The sequence below is a fragment of the Gracilibacillus phocaeensis genome, assembly GCF_900626275.1.
GTDB classification, from domain to species: domain Bacteria; phylum Bacillota; class Bacilli; order Bacillales; family Amphibacillaceae; genus Gracilibacillus; species Gracilibacillus timonensis.
Window position 1 is genome coordinate 1 of record NZ_LR131144.1, and the last position, 19,834, is coordinate 19,834.

Here is a 19,834-nt window from a genome sequence, read left to right on the forward strand (position 1 = left end):
GGAAGCGTGAGCTGTGATCGGGAGGGAAATCAAGTACCGAAGTTCCGGATTTCACGCTGCCAAGAAAAGCCTCTAGCCAGGAGATAAGGTGCCCGTACCGCAAACCGACACAGGTAGGCGAGGAGAGAATCCTCAGGTGATCGGGAGAACTCTCGTTAAGGAACTCGGCAAAATGACCCCGTAACTTCGGGAGAAGGGGTGCTTCTCGACCGAGAAGCCGCAGTGAAAAGGCCCAAGCGACTGTTTAGCAAAAACACAGGTCTCTGCGAAGCCGTAAGGCGAAGTATAGGGGCTGACACCTGCCCGGTGCTGGAAGGTTAAGGGGATGCGTTAGCATTAGCGAAGCGTTGAACTGAAGCCCCAGTAAACGGCGGCCGTAACTATAACGGTCCTAAGGTAGCGAAATTCCTTGTCGGGTAAGTTCCGACCCGCACGAAAGGTGCAACGACTTGGGCACTGTCTCAACGAGAGACCCGGTGAAATTATACCATGCGTGAAGATGCGCATTACCCGCGACAGGACGGAAAGACCCCGTGGAGCTTTACTGTAGCCTGATATGGAATGTTGGTACAGCTTGTACAGGATAGGTGGGAGCCGTAGAAACGTGAGCGCTAGCTTACGTGGAGGCGCCGGTGGGATACCACCCTGGCTGTATGGACCTTCTAACCCAGAACCGTGATCCGGTTCGGAGACAGTGTCAGGTGGGCAGTTTGACTGGGGCGGTCGCCTCCTAAAATGTAACGGAGGCGCCCAAAGGTTCCCTCAGAATGGCTGGAAATCATTCGCAGAGTGTAAAGGCAGAAGGGAGCTTGACTGCGAGACCTACAAGTCGAGCAGGGACGAAAGTCGGGCTTAGTGATCCGGCGGTACCGTATGGAAGGGCCGTCGCTCAACGGATAAAAGCTACCCCGGGGATAACAGGCTTATCTCCCCCAAGAGTCCACATCGACGGGGAGGTTTGGCACCTCGATGTCGGCTCATCGCATCCTGGGGCTGTAGTCGGTCCCAAGGGTTGGGCTGTTCGCCCATTAAAGCGGTACGCGAGCTGGGTTCAGAACGTCGTGAGACAGTTCGGTCCCTATCCGTCGTGGGCGTTGGAAGTTTGAGAGGAGCTGTCCTTAGTACGAGAGGACCGGGATGGACACACCGCTGGTGCACCAGTTGTTCCGCCAGGAGCATCGCTGGGTAGCTACGTGTGGCAGGGATAAGTGCTGAAAGCATCTAAGCATGAAGCCCCCCTCAAGATGAGACTTCCCATCTATTCGATAGAGTAAGATCCCTCCAAGACGAGGAGGTAGATAGGTTCGAGGTGGAAGCATGGTGACATGTGGAGCTGACGAATACTAATCGATCGAGGACTTATCTATACATGATGTTGGCTTGTCCGATGAATTCTTATCTAGTTTTGAAAGTATATAAAAAACACTTGCATTTCGTATAAGGCATGCGTTATAATATATCTTGTCCTTATCAAAAGAAAGTCTGGTGACGATAGCGAAGAGGTCCCACCTGTTCCCATGCCGAACACAGTAGTTAAGCTCTTCAGCGCCCATGGTAGTTGGGGGGTTTCCCCTGCAAGAGTAGGACGTTGCCAGGCAGTATTTTTTCTAATTTTATATCATCGCGGGGTGGAGCAGTCTGGTAGCTCGTCGGGCTCATAACCCGAAGGTCGCAAGTTCAAATCTTGCCCCCGCAACCAATGGTCCGGTAGTTCAGTTGGTTAGAATGCCTGCCTGTCACGCAGGAGGTCGCGGGTTCGAGTCCCGTCCGGACCGCCAGATCATAACTTGACTCTAATAAATATACAAAAGGATTTTCTTATCGAGAGCCGATAAGGGAATCCTTTTTTTATTGGTTAGGAAATTATAAAATGGAATGCTTGTGGATAACTACTTGTTAACAATAGGCCACGTCCAGCTCCAAGCGCCCAGCAACTAGCGCAACTTCCCTCACTTCGTACGATAAGGTAACATCGGCTCTTAACGTCGCCGTGTTACCTTTATTTCCTACGCTTCAGTCCAGTTCGTACGTTGCTGAACGGGCGCTTTGCGCTTTTGTTCTGTATATCAGGCAAAATGATAGATTCTCAAGTTTTGTGGAAATGTTAGGGTGATATTATAGTATGGTAATGCTGAATTAAAATTGAAATGAGAATTTTTACTGAAAACTAACCGAAAGCATAGGCTAAAAGGTTGTAGACCAAATAAAATGTTAGTCTAAAATCAGGGATTAGGCTCTTAGCAACGCTGTTCTGATGTGACGGAGGAATTACGTGTATTTCTTATCTATAAGTCAACCGGTTGACATACATATTAAAAGACAGTAAACTATGGTTTAATAAGTTGTTTCACTCCGAGGCACTTATTATCTGGCATTACCTAAAAAGATTCAAATATCTGTTATAAAATACTATTTATTCCACGAGAGGTAGGCTTTGATGAAAAAGCATGATAAGTATAGTTTCATTTCTACACTTTTCCAATTTTCGATTGTCTGCATTTGTTATCATAGGTCAACAGCTTATTGCAAGATCGTCAGATAACACTAATTTTTAAAACTTGCGATGCTTTGTTTTCTTCTCTTCTCCATGACCGAAACATAAACAGATTACTTGAAAACGATTTCTAACATTTGTTTGTTTGAGCATTAAAGGAGAGCGCTCATAAAATATTGGCTTTTGAGGAAAATTCTTTTTTAGTTTTTCTGAGAGATTTGGATAATCGACGCATCGGGGTGTTTCTAATAAAAAAAGGGGGAGTACCATCTGAAATTTAAATTTTTAATGTTGGGCTTTATGTGTATGGGGTTTCTTATTGGCTGTCAAATAATAGAGGGGGGTTCCGATGTGGAAATAGAATATAAAGCAGGTAGTGATTACTATACAGAAAAACATAGACCGCAATTTCATTTTTCAACGCTTTCAGGTAACTTGGCGGATCCTAATGGTTTAATCTACTATGAAGATGAATATCACCTATTTCATCAAAAAAATGGGATGTGGGCGCATGCGATTAGTCCAGACCTCGTTCATTGGGAGCACATGGATATTGCACTTGAACATGATGAGTTAGGTCAAGCATTATCCGGGAGTGCTGTAGTGGATTGGAATGACAGCTCTGGTCTGTTTGATGGGGAGTCCGGTCTTGTCGCGATTTATACCAATACAACTGGTGGAGAAGCGCAAAGTATAGCTTACAGCAACGATAATGGAAGGACCTGGGAAAGGTATGAAGGAAATCCTGTCATTGAGAATCCTGGTATTAAAGATTTTCGGGATCCTAAGGTTTTCTGGCATGAAGAAACGGAAAAATGGGTGATGATTGTTTCAACCGATAAAAGTGTTACCTTTTATAATTCGGATGATTTAATTGATTGGGAATATCAAAGTCAATTTGGCGATGGTCATGGTACACATGTTGCTGTATGGGAGTGTCCAGACTTGTTTCGTTTACCCGTAGACGGTGACGAGGATAATCAAAGATGGGTGATGCATGTTAGTGTAGGCGATAATGAGGAAACAAATGGTTCCACTGCGCAATATTTCGTTGGCGAATTTGATGGTACACAATTTATTCATGAACAGGATCCAGAACTTGTATCGATCACGGATGCTGGACAGGATTTTTATGCCGCTCAGAGCTTTTCCGGTATGCAAGAAGAGGACGGCCGTCGTGTTTGGCTGGGATGGATGGCAAATTGGCGTTATCCTTATCAATCACCAACCGATCCATGGATGGGGTCGATGTCGATTCCAAGAGAATTGTCGTTAAAAGAGAGTAACGATGGACACATTCAACTTATGCAACAGCCGATAGAAGAGCTAGAAACACTGCGTGAGACAGAACTTTCCTTGGATCCTTTTGAAGTAGAGGGCACGTATGATGTAGACTTTGATGGCACCAATTATGAATTTCGTTTAAAAGCGACTTGGGAGGACTTAGAGGAACTCGGTATTCGATTAAGAATGGGCGAAGAAGATGAACAAACCATCGTCGGTGTTCAACCGGAAGAAGAAAAAGTATTTCTCGACCGCAGCTTAGCTGGTTTAGAACAATTGACAGATAGAAACGGGGAACCCTTCACGTTTGGGGCGAAGTTTGAGGAAGCATACGAGGCTGATCAAAAAGAAATTGAAATCCATGGTTTTGTCGATGAATCCTCTGTAGAAATGTTTATCAATGATGGAGAAACGGTATTTACTAATTTAATTTATACGACCCCAACGAATCATGGATTACAGCTTTACACCAAAGGAGGTACAGCAGAAATAGAGGAGTTTACTGCTTATCATTTACGATCCACCTGGCGGCAAACACCAGAAAATAGTGACATAGAATATCTTGTTGTGAACGAGGAGAAAGTAGAACTTCAAGTAGGAGAAGAACATGTACTAACTGCTTATGCCAAGCCTGATTGGGTAAATGAAGAACAGGTAGACTATGAATGGAGTGTGGAAAACGAGGAATATCTCACATTAACCGAGGAACAAGACGGCGTGAGGGTTGTCGGAGAACAACCTGGAAGCACAGAGGTTATGGTAAAAGATGTAAGTTCGGATGTAGAAACAAGGATTACCGTACGGGTGGAATGATGGCGGGAATGAACTGGAGCAAGGTATTATGATTGTGCGTATACTCCAGTTCCTTTTTGATTAAAGTTTATCCGCTTGGGTATTGGATTGACTAGGTTTGCGGGCCGTTGAAGTGGAATCAAAAAAACGCTCTTGCAATATATCAAGTGCCTCTTCCATTTTGGCGAGCTCTTCGGTGGAAACCTGCTGTATGCGTTCTTGAAAAGAGACTTCCATAATTGAGAAGGTTTCATTCATTAATACTTCTCCCTGCTGAGACAATTGAATATAGTGTTTGCGCCGATCATTGGTATCGGTGCTTTTTTTTATGAGAACTTTCTCTTTGAGTTGTTTCAATTCTCGACTTGTATTGGGCATGGACATGTGCAGGCAATCGCTAATTTCGCTAGGTGTGACGGGTTGGTTTATCTTTACATATTCCACTATCTTGTATTGTACTTGTGAAAGAGTCTCTGGCTTGGCCATTTTTGTCCATTCATGTGTGGTTTGATGGACAGCGGCCGAAAATGATACGAATTTATGAAATAATGAGATATCTTTCATTTTCCTCACCCTTTCTTCTATAATAAAGATACCAAAAAAATTATCATTAAACAATTATCATTTGATAACTAATCAGCAAGGTGCTATTATTTAGTTATCAAATGATAATGAAAAAGGAATGATAGAATGAATGTATTAATCGTGTTTAGTTACCCTAACCAAGAGGGATTAAATTATGCTTTTTTGCAGAAGGTGATCAAAGCTTGTGAAGAGAATCCAGATGTCCGTTCTTTTCAAGTGCTGGATTTATATCAGCAAGGTTTTGATCCGGTTCTGGTATTTAATCATCAGAAAAAAAGAAGGCACATGCATAAAGATCTGGAGCTGCAATCGTATAGAGATCAAATCGTTTGGGCGGATAAATTGGTGTTTATTTACCCGATTTGGTGGGGAAGACCACCGGCAATGTTGCTAGGCTATATTGATCAATTATTTGCTTCTAATTTTGCCTATCGGGATAAAGGAGGATTATTTCCGGAGGGCCTCCTCAAAGGAAAATCGGCAGTTTGTGTATCCACGATGAAAGGACCGACCTATTATCCATTGATATGGCTGCACAATGCCCATAAGACGCTTATGAAAAGGGAACTCTTTCGTTTTGTTGGAATTCGTAATGTGAAATTTTTTGAATTTGGAAATATGGAGCGGGAAAATGGCAGTCAGGTCAAGAAATTGCAAAAGGTATATTATTACTTGAGAAGAATACATCATTAGAATATCACCTCAATCTTTTCATTGTGTGTATCATGAAACTTTTGGTATGATATTGTTATCTAGTATGTTACAGGGGTTTCCTAAGCGTTGGAAATCTGATTGGGAGGCTAAATATGGAAGAGTTCGACTTTATCCGTTCTATCACCCCTAAATACTATCGCCAGCCATCGATTATAAAAGGGATCGGTGACGATGCGGCGATTATTCGTCATCCCTATGAAGATCTGATTACGACCGTTGATACGATGGTGGAGAACGTTCATTTTTCGTCACAGACGACAGAACCATTCCATATTGGTTATCGTGTGTTAGCAGCCAATATTAGTGATATTGCAGCTATGGGAGGCAAACCTACCTCTTATCTGGTTTCCATGGTGATACCAGACCACTGGGAATTGTCGGATATTCGTATGATCTATCAAGGTATGGATCAGCTTGCCCGACAGTTTCAGATGGATGTTATTGGCGGTGATACCGTCTCTGGGGATCAGTTAAGTATCTCGATTACGGTATTTGGTACGGTGCATGCGAACAAAGCGCGATATCGAAATGATGCCAAGCCAGGTGATGTCGTATTTGTTACAGGAACGCTGGGTGATGCGGCTTGCGGTCTGCATGTGCTTTTACAGGAAGATGAACAAGCCAAACAGAATTATCGGTATATGGTTAATCGTCACCGTATGCCCATGCCGCGCCCTGTTTTTATACAAGCCTGTCAGTCATTACCACGGATCAGCCTAAACGATATCAGTGATGGTATTGCTAACGAAGCGAACGAAATAGCAGAAGCCTCTCAGGTAAAACTGCATATTTATTATGATCAAGTACCAAAACACCCGCAGTTATCTGATTTTAGCGAGGATCAGCAAAAGGAGTGGTCCCTATCTGGCGGCGAGGATTTTGAACTGATTGGCACGATTCCGGAAAAAGATATCCCTGTCTTGGAAAAAGTAGCAGCTGCTATTAATATTCCAGTTACGCTGATTGGTAGAGTAGAGGAAGCAGATAAGCATCAAGTGGGAGTATGGCTTCATGAGCAGGATCAAGTAAACAAGCTGGATCACACGGGCTATACCCATTTAAGAAGGTGAGATAATGCAAGCATATATCATAGAAACAAATACGGAAGCAGAAACCAAACAGCTGGCTTATCAATTGGCGCAAGGGTTAACACCAGGAGATGTGCTTACCCTGGAGGGCGATCTCGGTGCTGGTAAGACGACATTTACCAAAGGGCTGGGCGCAGGATTAGGCGTCCAGCGTGTGATCAACAGTCCTACTTTTACTATTGTCAAAGAATATATGGGCGATGTCCCCTTTTATCATATGGATGCCTATCGTTTAGAAGACAGTGATGAAGATATTGGTTTTGCAGAATATTTTCAACAGCATGGGATTACGGTGATTGAATGGGCACATTTTATTGCTGATTATTTGCCGGCGGACAGGCTGAATATCGAGATAACGCGTATCGATGACAATCGACGTCAAATTAAATTCCAGCCAACGAATGCACATTTTGAAAAGGTATGTAAGGAGCTAAAGGCATGAATATACTGGCAATCGACACATCCAATCAAGTATTGGGTGTAGCAATAAGTAAAGATGGGGAGTTACAGGCGGAGTATACAGCCAATGTGAAACGAAATCATTCGATTGGTTTAATGCCCGCAATTGAATATGTGATGGAGAAGAGTAACATCACGACGGATCAGTTGGATCGACTAGTTGTGGCAAAGGGGCCAGGATCTTACACAGGTGTGCGCATAGGTCTAGCTACAGCGAAGACGATGGCATGGGCATTAGGTATACCTATAGTGGCCATATCCAGTCTAGAGCTGTTGGCGTATAATGTGAGGGAAAAGGGTGTTGCTGTTTCTCCTTTTTTTGATGCGAGGCGTGGTTTGGTTTATACAGGTTTATATCAGTTAGATCATGAAGGTATGCAGGTACTCGAAGCCGATCAAAATATTGCGATGGAGACATGGCTAGAGCAATTAAAAAGGCTGGAGCGTCCGGTGCTTTTTTTCAGTCAGGATATAGACATACATGAGGCTGTTATTAAAGAGAATCTCGGTGACTTGGCGAGGTTGCCACATCGCATAGACCATCTACCGAGACCGGGCATGTTGGCATTAATGGGCAATTACTATCCAGAGACACCTGTACATCAGTTGACGCCCAATTATATTCGTTTAGTGGAAGCAGAAGCAAATTGGTTAAAGGAACAGAAGCCACATGACACAAATTGACATTCGATCGATGACAGAGGCCGATATGGAGGCGGTGAAGCAGATTGATCGACGTTCGTTCACCGATCCTTGGCCTGATTATGTGTATCAAGAAGAATTAACTAATAATCAACATGCCAAGTATTTTGTTATGACTAATGATCAAGAAGTAATCGGATTTTGCGGCGTATGGATGGTCTTAGATGAGGCACAGATTACAAATATAGCGATTGATCCCGATTATCAGGGAAATGGTTATGGAACGGTGTTGTTTCAATATGTGATAAACTATGCCATCGCACATGGTATCATACGACTTTCGCTAGAGGTGCGCGTTTCAAATACAAGGGCACAAGCGGTATACAAAAAGTTTGGTTTAAAACCAGGTGGGATTAGAAAAAATTATTATTCAGATAATCAAGAAGATGCTTTAGTATTGTGGGTGAATTTATGAGTGAATACATTTTGGGAATAGAAACGAGTTGTGATGAAACAGCAGCGGCGATTGTGAAAGATGGAACGAAAATAATATCGAATGTGGTTGCCTCACAAATTGAGAGTCACCGCCGTTTTGGTGGAGTGGTACCAGAGATTGCTTCTCGCCATCATGTGGAACAGATTACTATGGTGTTAGAGGAGACCTTTCAGAAGGCTGGGTTAACGGCAGAGGATATCGATGCCATTGCAGTGACAGAAGGGCCAGGGCTTGTTGGTGCCTTATTAGTCGGTGTGAATGCCGCCAAAGGATTAGCATTTGCCAAGCAAAAGCCCCTTGTCGGTGTTCACCATATCGCTGGTCATATTTATGCCAATCGGCTGGAGAAGGAATTCGCTTTTCCGTTATTGGCCTTAGTGGTGTCTGGCGGACATACGGAATTGATTATGATGAAAAAACATGGAGATTTTGAAATTGTCGGAGAAACGCGGGATGACGCAGCCGGTGAAGCTTATGACAAAGTTGCAAGAACCCTGCAATTGCCGTATCCAGGTGGGCCGCAGATTGATAAGTTAGCAGCAGAAGGACGTGCAAGTATTGATTTTCCTAGGGCATGGCTGGAAGAAGGTTCGCTAGATTTTAGCTTCAGTGGTTTAAAATCAGCGGTTATCAATTCCCTACACAATGCCAAGCAAAAGGGAGAGACGTTAGCGCCAGAAGATGTAGCTGCCAGTTTCCAGGCCAGTGTGATTGATGTATTAACCGCAAAGACATTTCAAGCAGCGGAGAAATATCAGGTCAAGCAAGTCATTGTTGCGGGAGGGGTCGCGGCCAACAAAGGATTAAGACAAGTGATGACGGAAAAATTCCAACAAGTCCCTACGATCGATTTAATGTTCCCGCCTTTATCTTTATGTACGGATAATGCAGCCATGATTGCTGCCGCCGGATCCGTTGCCTTTCGACAAGGACATCGAGCCGATTTGGATTTAAATGCCAATCCCAGCTTGAGCCTGGAACGATATGCCGGCCGATCGGAATAAGCAGAGATGTAATGTCTCTGCTTATTTTTTTGGGAATGACGACCAAAAAAGCACTCGGGTCGGGAAAACGGTCGCCATCTCGGAAATGACGTCCAAAATCGGAGAGAACATGTGACAAACGGTCGTCATCGACGAAATGACGCCCAAAATCTGTGGGGACTCGTGACAAATGGTCGTTATCTCGGAAATGACGCCCAAAATCCGGGGGAACATGTGACAAATGGTCGTCATCTCGGAAATGATGCCCAAAATCTGGTAGAACTCATGGCAAATGGTCGTCATCTCGGAAATGACGTCCAAAATCCGGGGGAACATGTGACAAATGGTCGTCATCTCGGAAATGACGTCCAAAATCGGAGAGAACTCGTGACAAATGGTCGTCATCTCGGAAATGACGTCCAAAATCGGAGAGAACTCATGGCAAATGGTCGTCATCCGAGTACCGCATGATTCAGATATAGTAAACCCAACTATGTTCCCCAACTGGTTTAAAATGTTTCTCTAATAATCTTTTTATCCTTTTTCTGGATATAATACCGCCACTCCACTCGTACACCAATTTTGAGGTTAATTTATCATCTGGGAATAATAACTGCAATTCTACGATATGTCGTAATAGGGCTTCTTCCATGTTATCGGCGGCTCCACACTGGGAACAAGTTAAATTCCAACCAGTTGAGGATAACGCCAATCGACCACATGAGTGACAGCGAATCCCTTTTTGCAAATCAGTAAATGAATAGGCAGGTAACTCAGGATAGGGATAGTCACCTAAGTCAGCAGAGACCAGCTGCTGCGCTACTTCTCTCTCTTTTTTTCCTGCTGGAGCTGCTCGGTTCATGGATTTTATAAAGGCAGACAGTTGCGAAGAAAAAATAAACTGTTTTAACAAGGGCGCTTGATAAAGGAAAAACTGTGGATGGGTAAACACAAGTCGGCTTTCTACTTGCATATGGACATGGTGAGTTTGCAGCCATCTACGCAGCAATGATTCACTTCGTTGTATTTGTAACAAAGGATTGGTAATTTCTTGATGAGGGAGCTTGTACCAGTTTTTTTCTTCGTACTTATGGTTACCAGCATAGTGTTTTACCTCTAATAGGAAAATGGTGTCACCAGTGATGATAAGGGAATCCAGTTGGAAAGTGGTCGTGCCTAGTTGAAGGTAGAGATCGTTGAGGAGTAAAACAGATGGTGAAAGCCTTTCAGTAAGCAATGACTCTAATTGAGTTTCACCTTGGTAGCCTTGCTGTAAATTTTGCAGGGTGGTCTTGTCTTGAGAAGAAAAAGGAAGTCGGTCTTGCAAGGCTTGATAAATTCTTAATTCTTTTGATTTTTCTAATGGTTTTATGATCATATATGCAGCTCCTTTTGTTACATCTTACAATAAGAATGGAACGAATGCAAAAACACTTCACTTATACACAAACCATGCCGAATAAAGTGGATAAAAAAACAGCAACCTTCCCAGCAAAGGTTTTGTATTCGCTTCAAAAAATGTGGATAAAACTCGATATTTTTGTGGATAACGGGGATAACTCTCTTAATAATTGCTATGCTAATAGTTGATAAGTGGATAACCTTGTGGGTAATTTAACGACAAAAAAAGACATTCTGCATCCCGCAAAATGTCTTTTACCATTAGTCATGAAGTGTCTCCCATTCCTCCATAAGTTCCTCTAATTGTTCGGCCAAGCGCTTGTTTTGATGGTTAAGTTCCGTAGTTTTCTCATGGTCTTGAAATATTTCAGGGTCACACAGCAGTTGTTCAATTTCTTCTATTTCCTGCTCATATCCTTCGATTTCACTTTCAATTTCGATGATCCTTCGTTCTTTTCTGCGCTTTTCCCGTTTGAGTTCTTTTTCCTTTTCAAAATCTGACTTGTTAGTTACTACCGTTTGCTCCGTTTTTATCTCAGCCTGTTGTAGTGCTGCTAGTTCTTCTTCCTCTTGTTTTTTGGCAATATAATAATCATAGTCTCCCCAATATAACGTCGTTTGTTCGGGTTGCATTTCGAGCACATGGGTTGCTAGTTTATTAATAAAATAACGGTCGTGCGAAACGAATAGAATCGAACCCGGGTAATCGATTAAGGCAGACTCCAGTACTTCTTTACTGTCCAGATCCAGATGGTTGGTTGGCTCATCCAGTAAGAGTAGATTGGCCTTTTCCATCATTAATTTGGCAAGCGCCAATCTGGCTTTTTCCCCGCCGCTTAAGGCAGAGACAGAACGTAAGACATCATCACCCGAGAAAAGGAAATTACCGAGGATAGTTCGGATATCCTTCTCATCTATAAAAGGATACTCGTCCCATAGTTCATTTAATACGAGTTTATTTGTGTGTAACTGTGTCTGCTCCTGATCATAATAACCAATCTGTACATTAGCACCTAATAGAATCTCACCAGTATCGGGCTGTAAGGCACCGATAATCAATTTTAAAAGGGAGGATTTTCCGACCCCATTTGGTCCTACTAACGCCACACTGTCCCCACGCTCCATGTGAAGCTGCAACTGACTAAATAAGCTGCTATCTTTATCCTGATAACGAAAGGAAAGGTCATTAATTTTTAAAACATCGTTACCGCTACGGCGATTCACCGTAAATGAAAATTTGGCAGAGCTTGCCTCGCCAGCGGGCTTGTCCATTACCTCCATCTTTTCCAGCTGTTTCCGTCGACTTTGTGCCCGTTTGGTGGTAGAGGCACGAACAATATTCTTCTGGATAAAGTCTTCCATACGTTTAATTTCTGTTTGCTGCTTTTCATATTGTTTGAGATCTCGTTCATAATTGGCGGCCTTTTGTTGTAAGTAGGCACTATAGTTACCTAGATATTTCGTAGAATGATGACGCGAGATTTCATAGATAATATCGACGGTTTTATCGAGGAAATAGCGATCATGTGATACGATAATGACAGCGCCGGGATAGCTGTTGATATAACCTTCAAGCCAAGTAAGTGTCTGAATATCCAAATGGTTAGTGGGTTCATCTAGAATAAGCACATCTGGTTTGGTTAATAATAACTTACCTAAGGCGAGCCGTGTCTTTTGTCCGCCGCTCAATGATGTGATCGAAGCAGACCACATGCTTTCTGGAAAATGCAGTCCATTTAATACTGCCTTTATTTCCGTTTCATATTGATAACCGCCAGCTAATTTGAATTGCTCTTGTTTGAAATCGTAGCTGGTCAACAGTTGTTGGTATGCCTGCTGGTCATCAAGTAGATCAGGATCACCCATCTTTGCTTCCATTTCGCGTAGGGCTTGTTCTTCTTGTTGAAAGTGTTGAAAAATCTGCAGCATTTCCTGCCAGATTGTTTCGTTGGAGTCTAAGCCAGTGTGCTGTGCAAGATAGCCAAGCGAGACCTCCTTTGGTTTGTGAATTTCTCCTTCATCATACCCAAGTTGTCCCGAAATGATATTTAATAAAGTGGATTTACCAGCTCCATTACGACCTACTATCGCAATCCGATCGTGCTGCTTGACTTCCAGCTTTATGTTTGACAAAATCAGTTCTGCACCAAACTGTTTTGTGAGATTGTTTACTTGTAAATAAATCATCTTTTTCACCTCTGCTGTCCTTAGTTTATCACAGCGCTAACCGTCCGTAAAATCCCCACGATTAAAGGCGGAACCGTGTGGAAAACGGTTGGTAACATCCTGATAAGTCTCGCTCTATCGTAAAGAGCTTCGTCCTGCAATGTGACCGATTGATTACTTAGTGAAATAGTTCACGACTTTTCTGTGTTTTTCTGTTAGAATAGAGATAGGTGAATCAGTCTTCATGAGGATACCTCACATTCACTAATCGAAAGTAAGGAGAATCAGTGATGCCAAATCAAAATAAAATACCACAAGCTACAGCGAAACGTTTACCACTGTATTATCGTTTTTTAAATAATTTGCATATCCAAGGAAAATCACGTGTATCTTCCAAAGAATTAAGCGAGGCTATAAAGGTGGATTCTGCAACGATTCGACGAGATTTTTCCTATTTTGGTGCATTAGGAAAAAAAGGATACGGCTATAATGTCGAGTATTTGCTTGGTTTCTTCCGTAAAACGTTAGATCAAGATGAAAGTACTCCTGTTGCCTTAGTCGGTGTGGGGAATTTGGGTACGGCCTTCCTTAATTATAACTTTACTAAGAATAATAATACAAGAATTGACATGGCATTTGATGCGGACCATGACAAGGTAGGGACACAGGTAGGTAATATTCAGGTGCATCATATCGATGACTTGGAGAAAGAGCTAGAAGATATTTCTGTAGCCATTCTGACTGTTCCTGTGTCGGAGGCGCAGCAAATGACCGATCGTTTAGTGGAGTTAGGGGTAAACGGTATTCTGAACTTTACGCCAGCAAGGATTACGGTACCGGACCATGTCCGGGTACATCATATCGATTTAGCGATTGAATTACAGTCTTTAGTCTATTTCATGAAGCATTACCCGTTGGAAGAAGAACCAAAGCAAGGTAGAAAAAAGACACGTACGTAATAAAAAAATGGAGTAGGACAGGCTGATGCTTGGTCCTACTCCATTTTTTGTGTTATTTTTTTTTGCGTTGTTCCTGCTTGATGCGTCGGTGTAGGCCAACCAAGCGAATCGCTAATACAAAGTCGATGGTTGCAAAGATCACTAATAATATTGTAAAAAAGTTAAAGACTGTATCCTCCACAAATCTTATCGCCAAAAAAGTAAATAATATCCCTAAAGCGAAATAAAAGATAGCAGAGCGTAATGGTGAAATACGCATGTGATGATTATCCCCCAATGAGTATGAGCATTAAGTCATTTAATTGTTTCATTTGTTCTTCTAATTCTTCCGGGTCAATTGATAGCTGGGCAATAATGGCGATGGTGTTCATCGACATATGAACAATAATAGGTACAAGGATCCGTTTTGTTTCTACATAGATAAAGGATAACACCATTGCTACAGCGGTATAAATTAGGATATGGCTAAAATCCATATGAACGACCGCGAAAACAACACCAGATAATAATGCTGCAAAGAAGAAATTCATTCGTTTATAAAGTGTACCAAAAATCGCCTTACGAAATACCAATTCCTCCAGAATAGGCCCTAAGATGGCAATAATCATAATAAAGATTGGCGACTGCCGGGCGATATTGCTTAAGTTCATCGTATTTTCTGAGCCAGGTGGAATTCCGAATACAAGGGCTTCAATAGCAACGGCTGCATATTGCGCCAGCATGACCATAATAAATCCTAACACGGACCATAGCACAATGGAACCAATCTTTTTTTGTCTCAGTTGGAAGAATTCCTTTATTTCATCTCGCAATAAATAAAGGGATAACAGCAAGGCTAATGCAAAAGTCACCACCGACCAGCCAACTGTAAATGCTGCAGGATCTTCAATCTGAGGAAGAAACGGTAATGCCAGATAAGCAGATAACTGCATGATGATATACGTTAAAATCACATAAATATATTTTTTCTCCAAAGTCAAACGTCTCCTTTAGATTCTTTTTAACCCATGCTAAATATTTTAACACATAACCTGCGTGAAATTGAACTAGTATGTCTGTAGGTGGTTTCAACTTTTAAAGTATATGAGAACAAACAGCCCATCATTCATGCAATCCATGTAGTGATGTTGCAGGTGGCTGAGTAGGTATTGCTTTTTTCCTATTTAAAAAAATAAAATTAAAATACTTGCAAAAAAGTGAAGTTTTCATTATTATAATAATTGTGTTAGCACTCCTCTTGAATGAGTGCTAATAAAACAAAATGAATGAGAAAATCAAGGAGGTAACATAAAAGATGCTTAAACCATTAGGTGATCGTGTCATTATCGAACTTGTAGAGCAAGAAGAAAAAACGGCAAGTGGAATTGTTCTTCCAGATTCTGCGCAAGAAAAACCACAAGAAGGTAAGGTGGTAGCTGTTGGTTCAGGACGTGTAACAGAACACGGAGAAAAGATTGCACCAGAGGTAGAAGAAGGCAATACCATTATTTTCTCTAAATTCGCTGGAACTGAAGTGAAGTATGAAGGAAAAGATTACTTAATTCTTCGTGAAAATGATGTATTAGCTGTTATTGGCTAAAGGACGAAGAACACTTATTTAAAATAACATAGTTCAAAAATTTAAGGAGGTTTTTTCATTATGGCTAAGGAATTAAAATTTAGTGAAGACGCTCGTCGTGCGATGCTGCGCGGGGTGGACACACTGGCAAATGCAGTAAAAGTAACGTTAGGACCAAAAGGACGTAACGTTGTATTAGATAAAAAATTCGGATCTCCACTTATTACAAATGATGGTGTTACCATTGCCAAAGAAATCGAATTAGAAGATTCCTTTGAAAATATGGGTGCACAACTAGTTTCAGAGGTTGCTTCTCAAACAAATGATGTAGCTGGTGATGGTACAACCACTGCAACAGTTCTTGCACAAGCAATGATCCAAGAAGGATTGAAAAACGTGGCTTCCGGTGCTAACCCAGTAGGCGTTCGTCGCGGAATTGAGCAAGCAGTTGAAATAGCAACGAAAGAATTGCGCAACATCTCCAACCCAGTGGAAGGAAGAGAGTCGATTGCACAAGTAGCTTCGATTTCTTCTTCTGATGAGGAAGTAGGTCAGTTTATCGCTGAAGCCATGGAGCGCGTTGGTAACGATGGTGTCATTACGATTGAAGAGTCCAAAGGTTTTAACACCGAATTAGAAGTAGTGGAAGGTATGCAGTTTGACCGTGGTTATGCCTCTCCATATATGGTGACCGACCAAGATAAGATGGAAGCAGAGCTAGAAGATCCATATATCTTGATCACGGATAAGAAGATTAATAATATTCAGGAAGTATTACCCGTACTAGAGCAAGTGGTACAACAAGGTAAGCCGCTTCTTTTAATTGCAGAAGATGTAGAAGGGGAAGCTCTTGCTACCTTAGTATTAAACAAATTACGCGGTACATTTAATGCTGTTGCTGTGAAGGCTCCTGGATTTGGTGACCGTCGTAAGGCAATGCTTGAAGATATTGCTGTATTAACAGGCGCAGAAGTAATCACAGAAGACCTTGCTTTAGACTTGAAAAACACAACGATTGAACAACTTGGCCGTGCTTCTAAAGTTATCGTTACAAAAGATAATACAACGGTTGTAGAAGGATCTGGTGACCCAGAACAAATCGCTGCTCGTGTTGCTCAATTACGTGCACAAGTAGAAGAAACAACTTCTGACTTTGATAAAGAGAAATTACAAGAACGTCTAGCTAAGCTTTCTGGCGGTGTAGCAGTAGTGAAAGTCGGTGCTGCGACAGAAACGGAATTGAAAGAACGTAAGTTGCGCATTGAGGACGCTTTAAACTCTGCACGTGCTGCAGTAGAGGAAGGTATGGTTTCCGGTGGTGGTACGGCACTGCTTAACGTTTACGCGAAAGTAGCGGAACTAGAACTCGAAGGTGATGAAGCAACTGGTGCGAACATCGTATTACATGCATTAGAATCACCAGTTCGTCAAATCGCTGAAAACGCTGGACTAGAAGGTTCTATTATTGTTGAACGCTTAAAAGGCGAAGAAGTAGGTGTAGGCTTTAACGCCGCAACAGGCGAATGGGTGAATATGGTGGAAGCCGGTATCCTTGACCCTACCAAAGTAACACGCTCTGCCTTGCAAAATGCAGCTAGTGTATCTGCTATGTTCTTAACAACAGAAGCAGTAGTAGCTGACATTCCAGAAGAAGGCGGCGGCGCAGCCCCTGACATGGGCGGCATGGGCGGCGGAATGCCGGGCATGATGTAATGGGAAGTAGTATTGCTCTAAAAAGATAAGATTTGAAAAGTCCATTTCTCGTTATTCTTTCATTAAAATAACGGGAGGCGGACTTTTTTGTTGATTAAATTTGCTTACAGATAAATCCCCGCAAGATATTCGTAAATTACTAAATGATCTAGTCCATGAAGGCCTATTTAAGATAGAGGTCTAGGGTCAGGCACTGTTTATGAACTTTCTGATATTTGAGCCTTTATTAATTGGGAACATTCAAAACAGAAAAGTCACAAGAGATAGCGTAACTAACACGGGGGTAACCGCAGATAATTCAGAGATCCATTAATTTTTAACGGTAAGAGAGTGATCCGTGCTCTTAGATCGTGAAGCAGCTAATTTTAGAAGACCATACATTAAACCATTAGTAGATAGAGGTTTACTAAAGCTTCGATATCCGCAGACTTATAAGACGAAGCGTAGATAATGTAACAACCAAAAAATAAAGATAGCCCACAACACTTCCACCTTAAATGATGCTGTTGAATGAATAAAAAACAGCTTGAACACATGATGAATACTGATTTTTAGGCTGATTCTATTTGTCAAAGTTGTATTGGGTTTTCTACGTTTTTTTGACCACGCCTAATGCTCTGTATTGCTTACCAAAATCTAAGTCAAATGATTTTCCGATGTTTGCGAGTAGTTCATTATCATTCTTGTTTTGAAATCGCTAATATTTCTGGCTGTGTTTTTATTACAGTAGAAGCTTTAAATAGTAGCGTAGGATGGTATGAGAATTTAGGTTTTATAACACGTGAGAAAAACACGGATAAGTATAGGACAATGGTATTAATGGTATTGCAATTAAATGACCTCCTATGATAGTCACTCTCTGTATACAAAAAAATCCTTGTCATGTTCCGTTCCATAATCAATGTGATCTTACATTATTGTTTTAAGGTATCGTTTATAAGAAATGAGAATGATTGGCATGCACTTACATCATGTCCGGCATGCTACCACCTATATTCAAAAGTCACCTAAAAAAAGGTGGCTTTATTATTTTGCAAATTTCTAAAAGAGGACGAGAGGCCGATAAAACGAAAAATAATGAATTTTCTTAAAACATTATAATAACTTATCTCACACCCAACCACCTTCAACCAAATAAAACATCTATTAACATTAGCGTTAAACCATAAAAATCCAAATAAATGATTCGAATAGCATATAAAAACGTTTGCGTTCTACATATTAAAAATTCATTATCATTTTTCTAAGGTAATGGTTTTACAGATAAAACACTGAAGTATCACCATTTAAACATATGAAACAGAAATGATCTAGGCAAAAAAGAGTAATAAAAAATGACTATTGATTCAGTTTTTAGTCAGAACGAAGAAATTTTGATAAGAAATTGTATAGATGCTTTTCATATGATAAAGACACAGTGAATAAAGGCAGGTTGGGCATATGAAAAGTACAGAGATAACCAAGAAATCAATCAAAGGGAGAGTGGTTATACCGTATCAAATTCGTGATATGTATGGCGTCTCTAAGGGAGATACATTACAAATCAGCTTAGAGGAAAGTGAGATTATTCTCAGTAAGCCAGACTATAATCTTTTTGCGACAAGCATGCAAACGAAAATCGATGAACTTGGCAGGGTTAATATCCCGATGGAATTGCGCAAATATCTACATATTTCCAAGGATGATTATTTAACGATCACGCTAGAAGGGAATTATATTGTGATTAGGAAAGCAGTGAAATGCGTGGTAACAGGCAATACCAAGGGTGAAATCTACTATGTAGGTAATGGAAACATACCTATTAGTAAACCAGGTGCAGCGATGCTAATCGATGAAGTCAAGGACTTACTACAAAATCAGGAAGACTGGCAGGTGATCGGTGATGAAACCAATCGGCGTCATAAAACAAATGGATGATTTAGGTCGATTAGTCATTCCGTCATTAGTTAGAGAACACTTTAACTTTCAGGTCAATACGCCATTAGCTTGCAGCTATAAAAAGGGTTTTCTGATCATTGAACAAGCTAGTGGAGAACAATCCGATGCACGAAAATTGGATCGGCTCGGCCGCCTGTTAATCCCTTATCAATTAAGGATAGAGTATGGCCTGCATCCAGGAGACCATGTGGAATTTTACACGCAAGCTAATCGCATTGGCTTGAAGAAAGTTACACATGCAAGATGCCAGGTAACTGGTAAAACGGATGAACCTGTCTTTCCGCTATTGAATGGTCAGCTTCAAGTTAGCCAAGAAGGATTAGAAATCCTTTATCAAGATTTACAGCAATTATTGGAAGACTAGCTATCTACTTTTCGATAAGCCGAGATTATGCCGACAGTAGCTGTGGAAAATAGTATATCTTCTGTCTAGAGTTTGCTCTTTTTTTAACAGAAAAGAGTACTTTTGATGTTCAATAAACAAAAAAAGAGTCTTATGACCTATAAACCTATAAAACAGACATAATGTTCATTGATTGTTTAGAAATTGGAAAGTTCACAA

The 19,834-nt window shown here is 41.4% G+C and carries 18 protein-coding genes, 2 tRNA genes and 2 rRNA genes; 17 read left to right on the forward strand and 5 right to left on the reverse strand.

Annotation, left to right across the window (positions count from 1 at the left end; translation table 11 throughout):
• From E0E32_RS07970 to E0E32_RS07990, 5 genes are all read left to right on the forward strand, one after another.
• Positions 1 to 1,367, forward strand: a 23S ribosomal RNA gene (locus E0E32_RS07970); the annotation flags it as partial.
• A gap of 114 nt (positions 1,368 to 1,481) precedes the next feature.
• Positions 1,482 to 1,597 (forward strand): 5S ribosomal RNA (rrf, locus tag E0E32_RS07975).
• 25 nt (positions 1,598 to 1,622) lie between these two features.
• Positions 1,623 to 1,699: transfer RNA gene (locus tag E0E32_RS07980), tRNA-Met, on the forward strand.
• Between the two features lie 2 nt (positions 1,700 to 1,701).
• Positions 1,702 to 1,778: transfer RNA gene (locus E0E32_RS07985), tRNA-Asp, on the forward strand.
• A 1,067-nt stretch (positions 1,779 to 2,845) separates the two neighbouring features.
• Positions 2,846 to 4,591 carry a glycoside hydrolase family 32 protein gene (locus E0E32_RS07990; RefSeq protein ID WP_286171841.1) on the forward strand — a complete coding sequence of 582 codons (1,746 nt, stop codon included), beginning with the start codon at positions 2,846 to 2,848 and terminating at the stop codon, positions 4,589 to 4,591.
• A gap of 60 nt (positions 4,592 to 4,651) precedes the next feature.
• On the opposite strand, the gene E0E32_RS07995 is transcribed toward E0E32_RS07990, so the two are convergent.
• Positions 4,652 to 5,134, reverse strand: a complete 483-nt coding sequence (locus E0E32_RS07995; RefSeq protein WP_130859520.1) for a MarR family winged helix-turn-helix transcriptional regulator — start codon at positions 5,132 to 5,134, stop codon at positions 4,652 to 4,654.
• Positions 5,135 to 5,260: 126 nt separating this feature from the next.
• Here E0E32_RS07995 and E0E32_RS08000 point away from each other — a divergent pair, with 126 nt between their 5' ends.
• The 6 genes from E0E32_RS08000 to tsaD all read left to right on the forward strand — a co-directional run bounded on the left by E0E32_RS08000 (position 5,261) and on the right by tsaD (position 9,558).
• Positions 5,261 to 5,848 carry an NAD(P)H-dependent oxidoreductase gene (locus E0E32_RS08000; RefSeq protein WP_130859521.1) on the forward strand — a complete coding sequence of 196 codons (588 nt, stop codon included), beginning with the start codon at positions 5,261 to 5,263 and terminating at the stop codon, positions 5,846 to 5,848.
• Positions 5,849 to 5,961: 113 nt separating this feature from the next.
• The gene (gene thiL, locus E0E32_RS08005) at positions 5,962 to 6,939 is read left to right on the forward strand and encodes a thiamine-phosphate kinase (RefSeq protein ID WP_130859522.1); all 978 of its coding nucleotides are present in this window, start codon (positions 5,962 to 5,964) and stop codon (positions 6,937 to 6,939) included.
• A gap of 4 nt (positions 6,940 to 6,943) precedes the next feature.
• Complete coding sequence (gene tsaE / locus E0E32_RS08010; protein WP_130859523.1) at positions 6,944 to 7,399, forward strand: tRNA (adenosine(37)-N6)-threonylcarbamoyltransferase complex ATPase subunit type 1 TsaE; 456 nt, start codon at positions 6,944 to 6,946, stop codon at positions 7,397 to 7,399.
• Complete coding sequence (gene tsaB, locus E0E32_RS08015) at positions 7,396 to 8,100, forward strand: tRNA (adenosine(37)-N6)-threonylcarbamoyltransferase complex dimerization subunit type 1 TsaB (protein WP_066191359.1); 705 nt, start codon at positions 7,396 to 7,398, stop codon at positions 8,098 to 8,100. The genes tsaE and tsaB overlap by 4 nt, the downstream gene beginning before the upstream one ends.
• Positions 8,087 to 8,533 (forward strand): ribosomal protein S18-alanine N-acetyltransferase, encoded by a 447-nt coding sequence (gene rimI, locus E0E32_RS08020; RefSeq protein WP_130859524.1) that lies wholly within the window; start codon positions 8,087 to 8,089, stop codon positions 8,531 to 8,533. Before tsaB ends, rimI begins: the two co-directional genes overlap by 14 nt.
• A complete protein-coding gene (gene tsaD, locus E0E32_RS08025; protein ID WP_130859525.1) occupies positions 8,530 to 9,558 on the forward strand; it encodes a tRNA (adenosine(37)-N6)-threonylcarbamoyltransferase complex transferase subunit TsaD in 1,029 nt (342 codons plus the stop codon). Before rimI ends, tsaD begins: the two co-directional genes overlap by 4 nt.
• A 451-nt stretch (positions 9,559 to 10,009) precedes the next feature.
• Here tsaD and E0E32_RS08030 read toward each other — a convergent pair whose 3' ends face one another.
• Positions 10,010 to 10,915 carry a nuclease-related domain-containing protein gene (locus E0E32_RS08030; protein WP_130859526.1) on the reverse strand — a complete coding sequence of 302 codons (906 nt, stop codon included), beginning with the start codon at positions 10,913 to 10,915 and terminating at the stop codon, positions 10,010 to 10,012.
• A gap of 35 nt (positions 10,916 to 10,950) precedes the next feature.
• On the opposite strand from E0E32_RS08030, the gene E0E32_RS22135 reads away from it, so the two are divergent.
• On the forward strand, positions 10,951 to 11,127 hold the full coding sequence (locus E0E32_RS22135) for a hypothetical protein (RefSeq protein ID WP_165444994.1): 177 nt from the start codon (positions 10,951 to 10,953) through the stop codon (positions 11,125 to 11,127).
• 72 nt (positions 11,128 to 11,199) lie between these two features.
• Here the strand turns inward: E0E32_RS22135 and E0E32_RS08035 are convergent, their stop codons facing one another.
• A complete protein-coding gene (locus E0E32_RS08035; protein ID WP_066191374.1) occupies positions 11,200 to 13,125 on the reverse strand; it encodes an ABC-F family ATP-binding cassette domain-containing protein in 1,926 nt (641 codons plus the stop codon).
• Positions 13,126 to 13,394: 269 nt separating this feature from the next.
• Between E0E32_RS08035 and E0E32_RS08040 the strand changes: the two genes are divergently transcribed.
• The gene (locus tag E0E32_RS08040; RefSeq protein ID WP_066191381.1) at positions 13,395 to 14,063 is read left to right on the forward strand and encodes a redox-sensing transcriptional repressor Rex; all 669 of its coding nucleotides are present in this window, start codon (positions 13,395 to 13,397) and stop codon (positions 14,061 to 14,063) included.
• Positions 14,064 to 14,115: 52 nt separating this feature from the next.
• Here E0E32_RS08040 and E0E32_RS08045 read toward each other — a convergent pair whose 3' ends face one another.
• Positions 14,116 to 14,322, reverse strand: a complete 207-nt coding sequence (locus tag E0E32_RS08045; protein ID WP_130859527.1) for a YdiK family protein — start codon at positions 14,320 to 14,322, stop codon at positions 14,116 to 14,118.
• Between the two features lie 7 nt (positions 14,323 to 14,329).
• Positions 14,330 to 15,037, reverse strand: a complete 708-nt coding sequence (locus E0E32_RS08050; RefSeq protein ID WP_066191386.1) for a CPBP family intramembrane glutamic endopeptidase — start codon at positions 15,035 to 15,037, stop codon at positions 14,330 to 14,332.
• A 320-nt stretch (positions 15,038 to 15,357) separates the two neighbouring features.
• On the opposite strand from E0E32_RS08050, the gene groES reads away from it, so the two are divergent.
• The 4 genes from groES to E0E32_RS08070 all read left to right on the forward strand — a co-directional run bounded on the left by groES (position 15,358) and on the right by E0E32_RS08070 (position 19,636).
• Entirely contained in the window at positions 15,358 to 15,642 is a 285-nt protein-coding gene (gene groES / locus E0E32_RS08055; protein ID WP_066191389.1) for a co-chaperone GroES, read from the forward strand.
• A gap of 60 nt (positions 15,643 to 15,702) precedes the next feature.
• Positions 15,703 to 17,334: a chaperonin GroEL gene (gene groL, locus E0E32_RS08060; RefSeq protein WP_066191391.1), complete on the forward strand. Its 1,632-nt coding sequence runs from the start codon at positions 15,703 to 15,705 to the stop codon at positions 17,332 to 17,334.
• A 1,440-nt stretch (positions 17,335 to 18,774) separates the two neighbouring features.
• Positions 18,775 to 19,251, forward strand: coding sequence for an AbrB/MazE/SpoVT family DNA-binding domain-containing protein (locus tag E0E32_RS08065; protein ID WP_130859528.1), 477 nt, complete (start codon positions 18,775 to 18,777; stop codon positions 19,249 to 19,251).
• The gene (locus E0E32_RS08070) at positions 19,217 to 19,636 is read left to right on the forward strand and encodes an AbrB/MazE/SpoVT family DNA-binding domain-containing protein (protein ID WP_078060073.1); all 420 of its coding nucleotides are present in this window, start codon (positions 19,217 to 19,219) and stop codon (positions 19,634 to 19,636) included. Before E0E32_RS08065 ends, E0E32_RS08070 begins: the two co-directional genes overlap by 35 nt.
• Positions 19,637 to 19,834 lie beyond the last annotated feature (198 nt).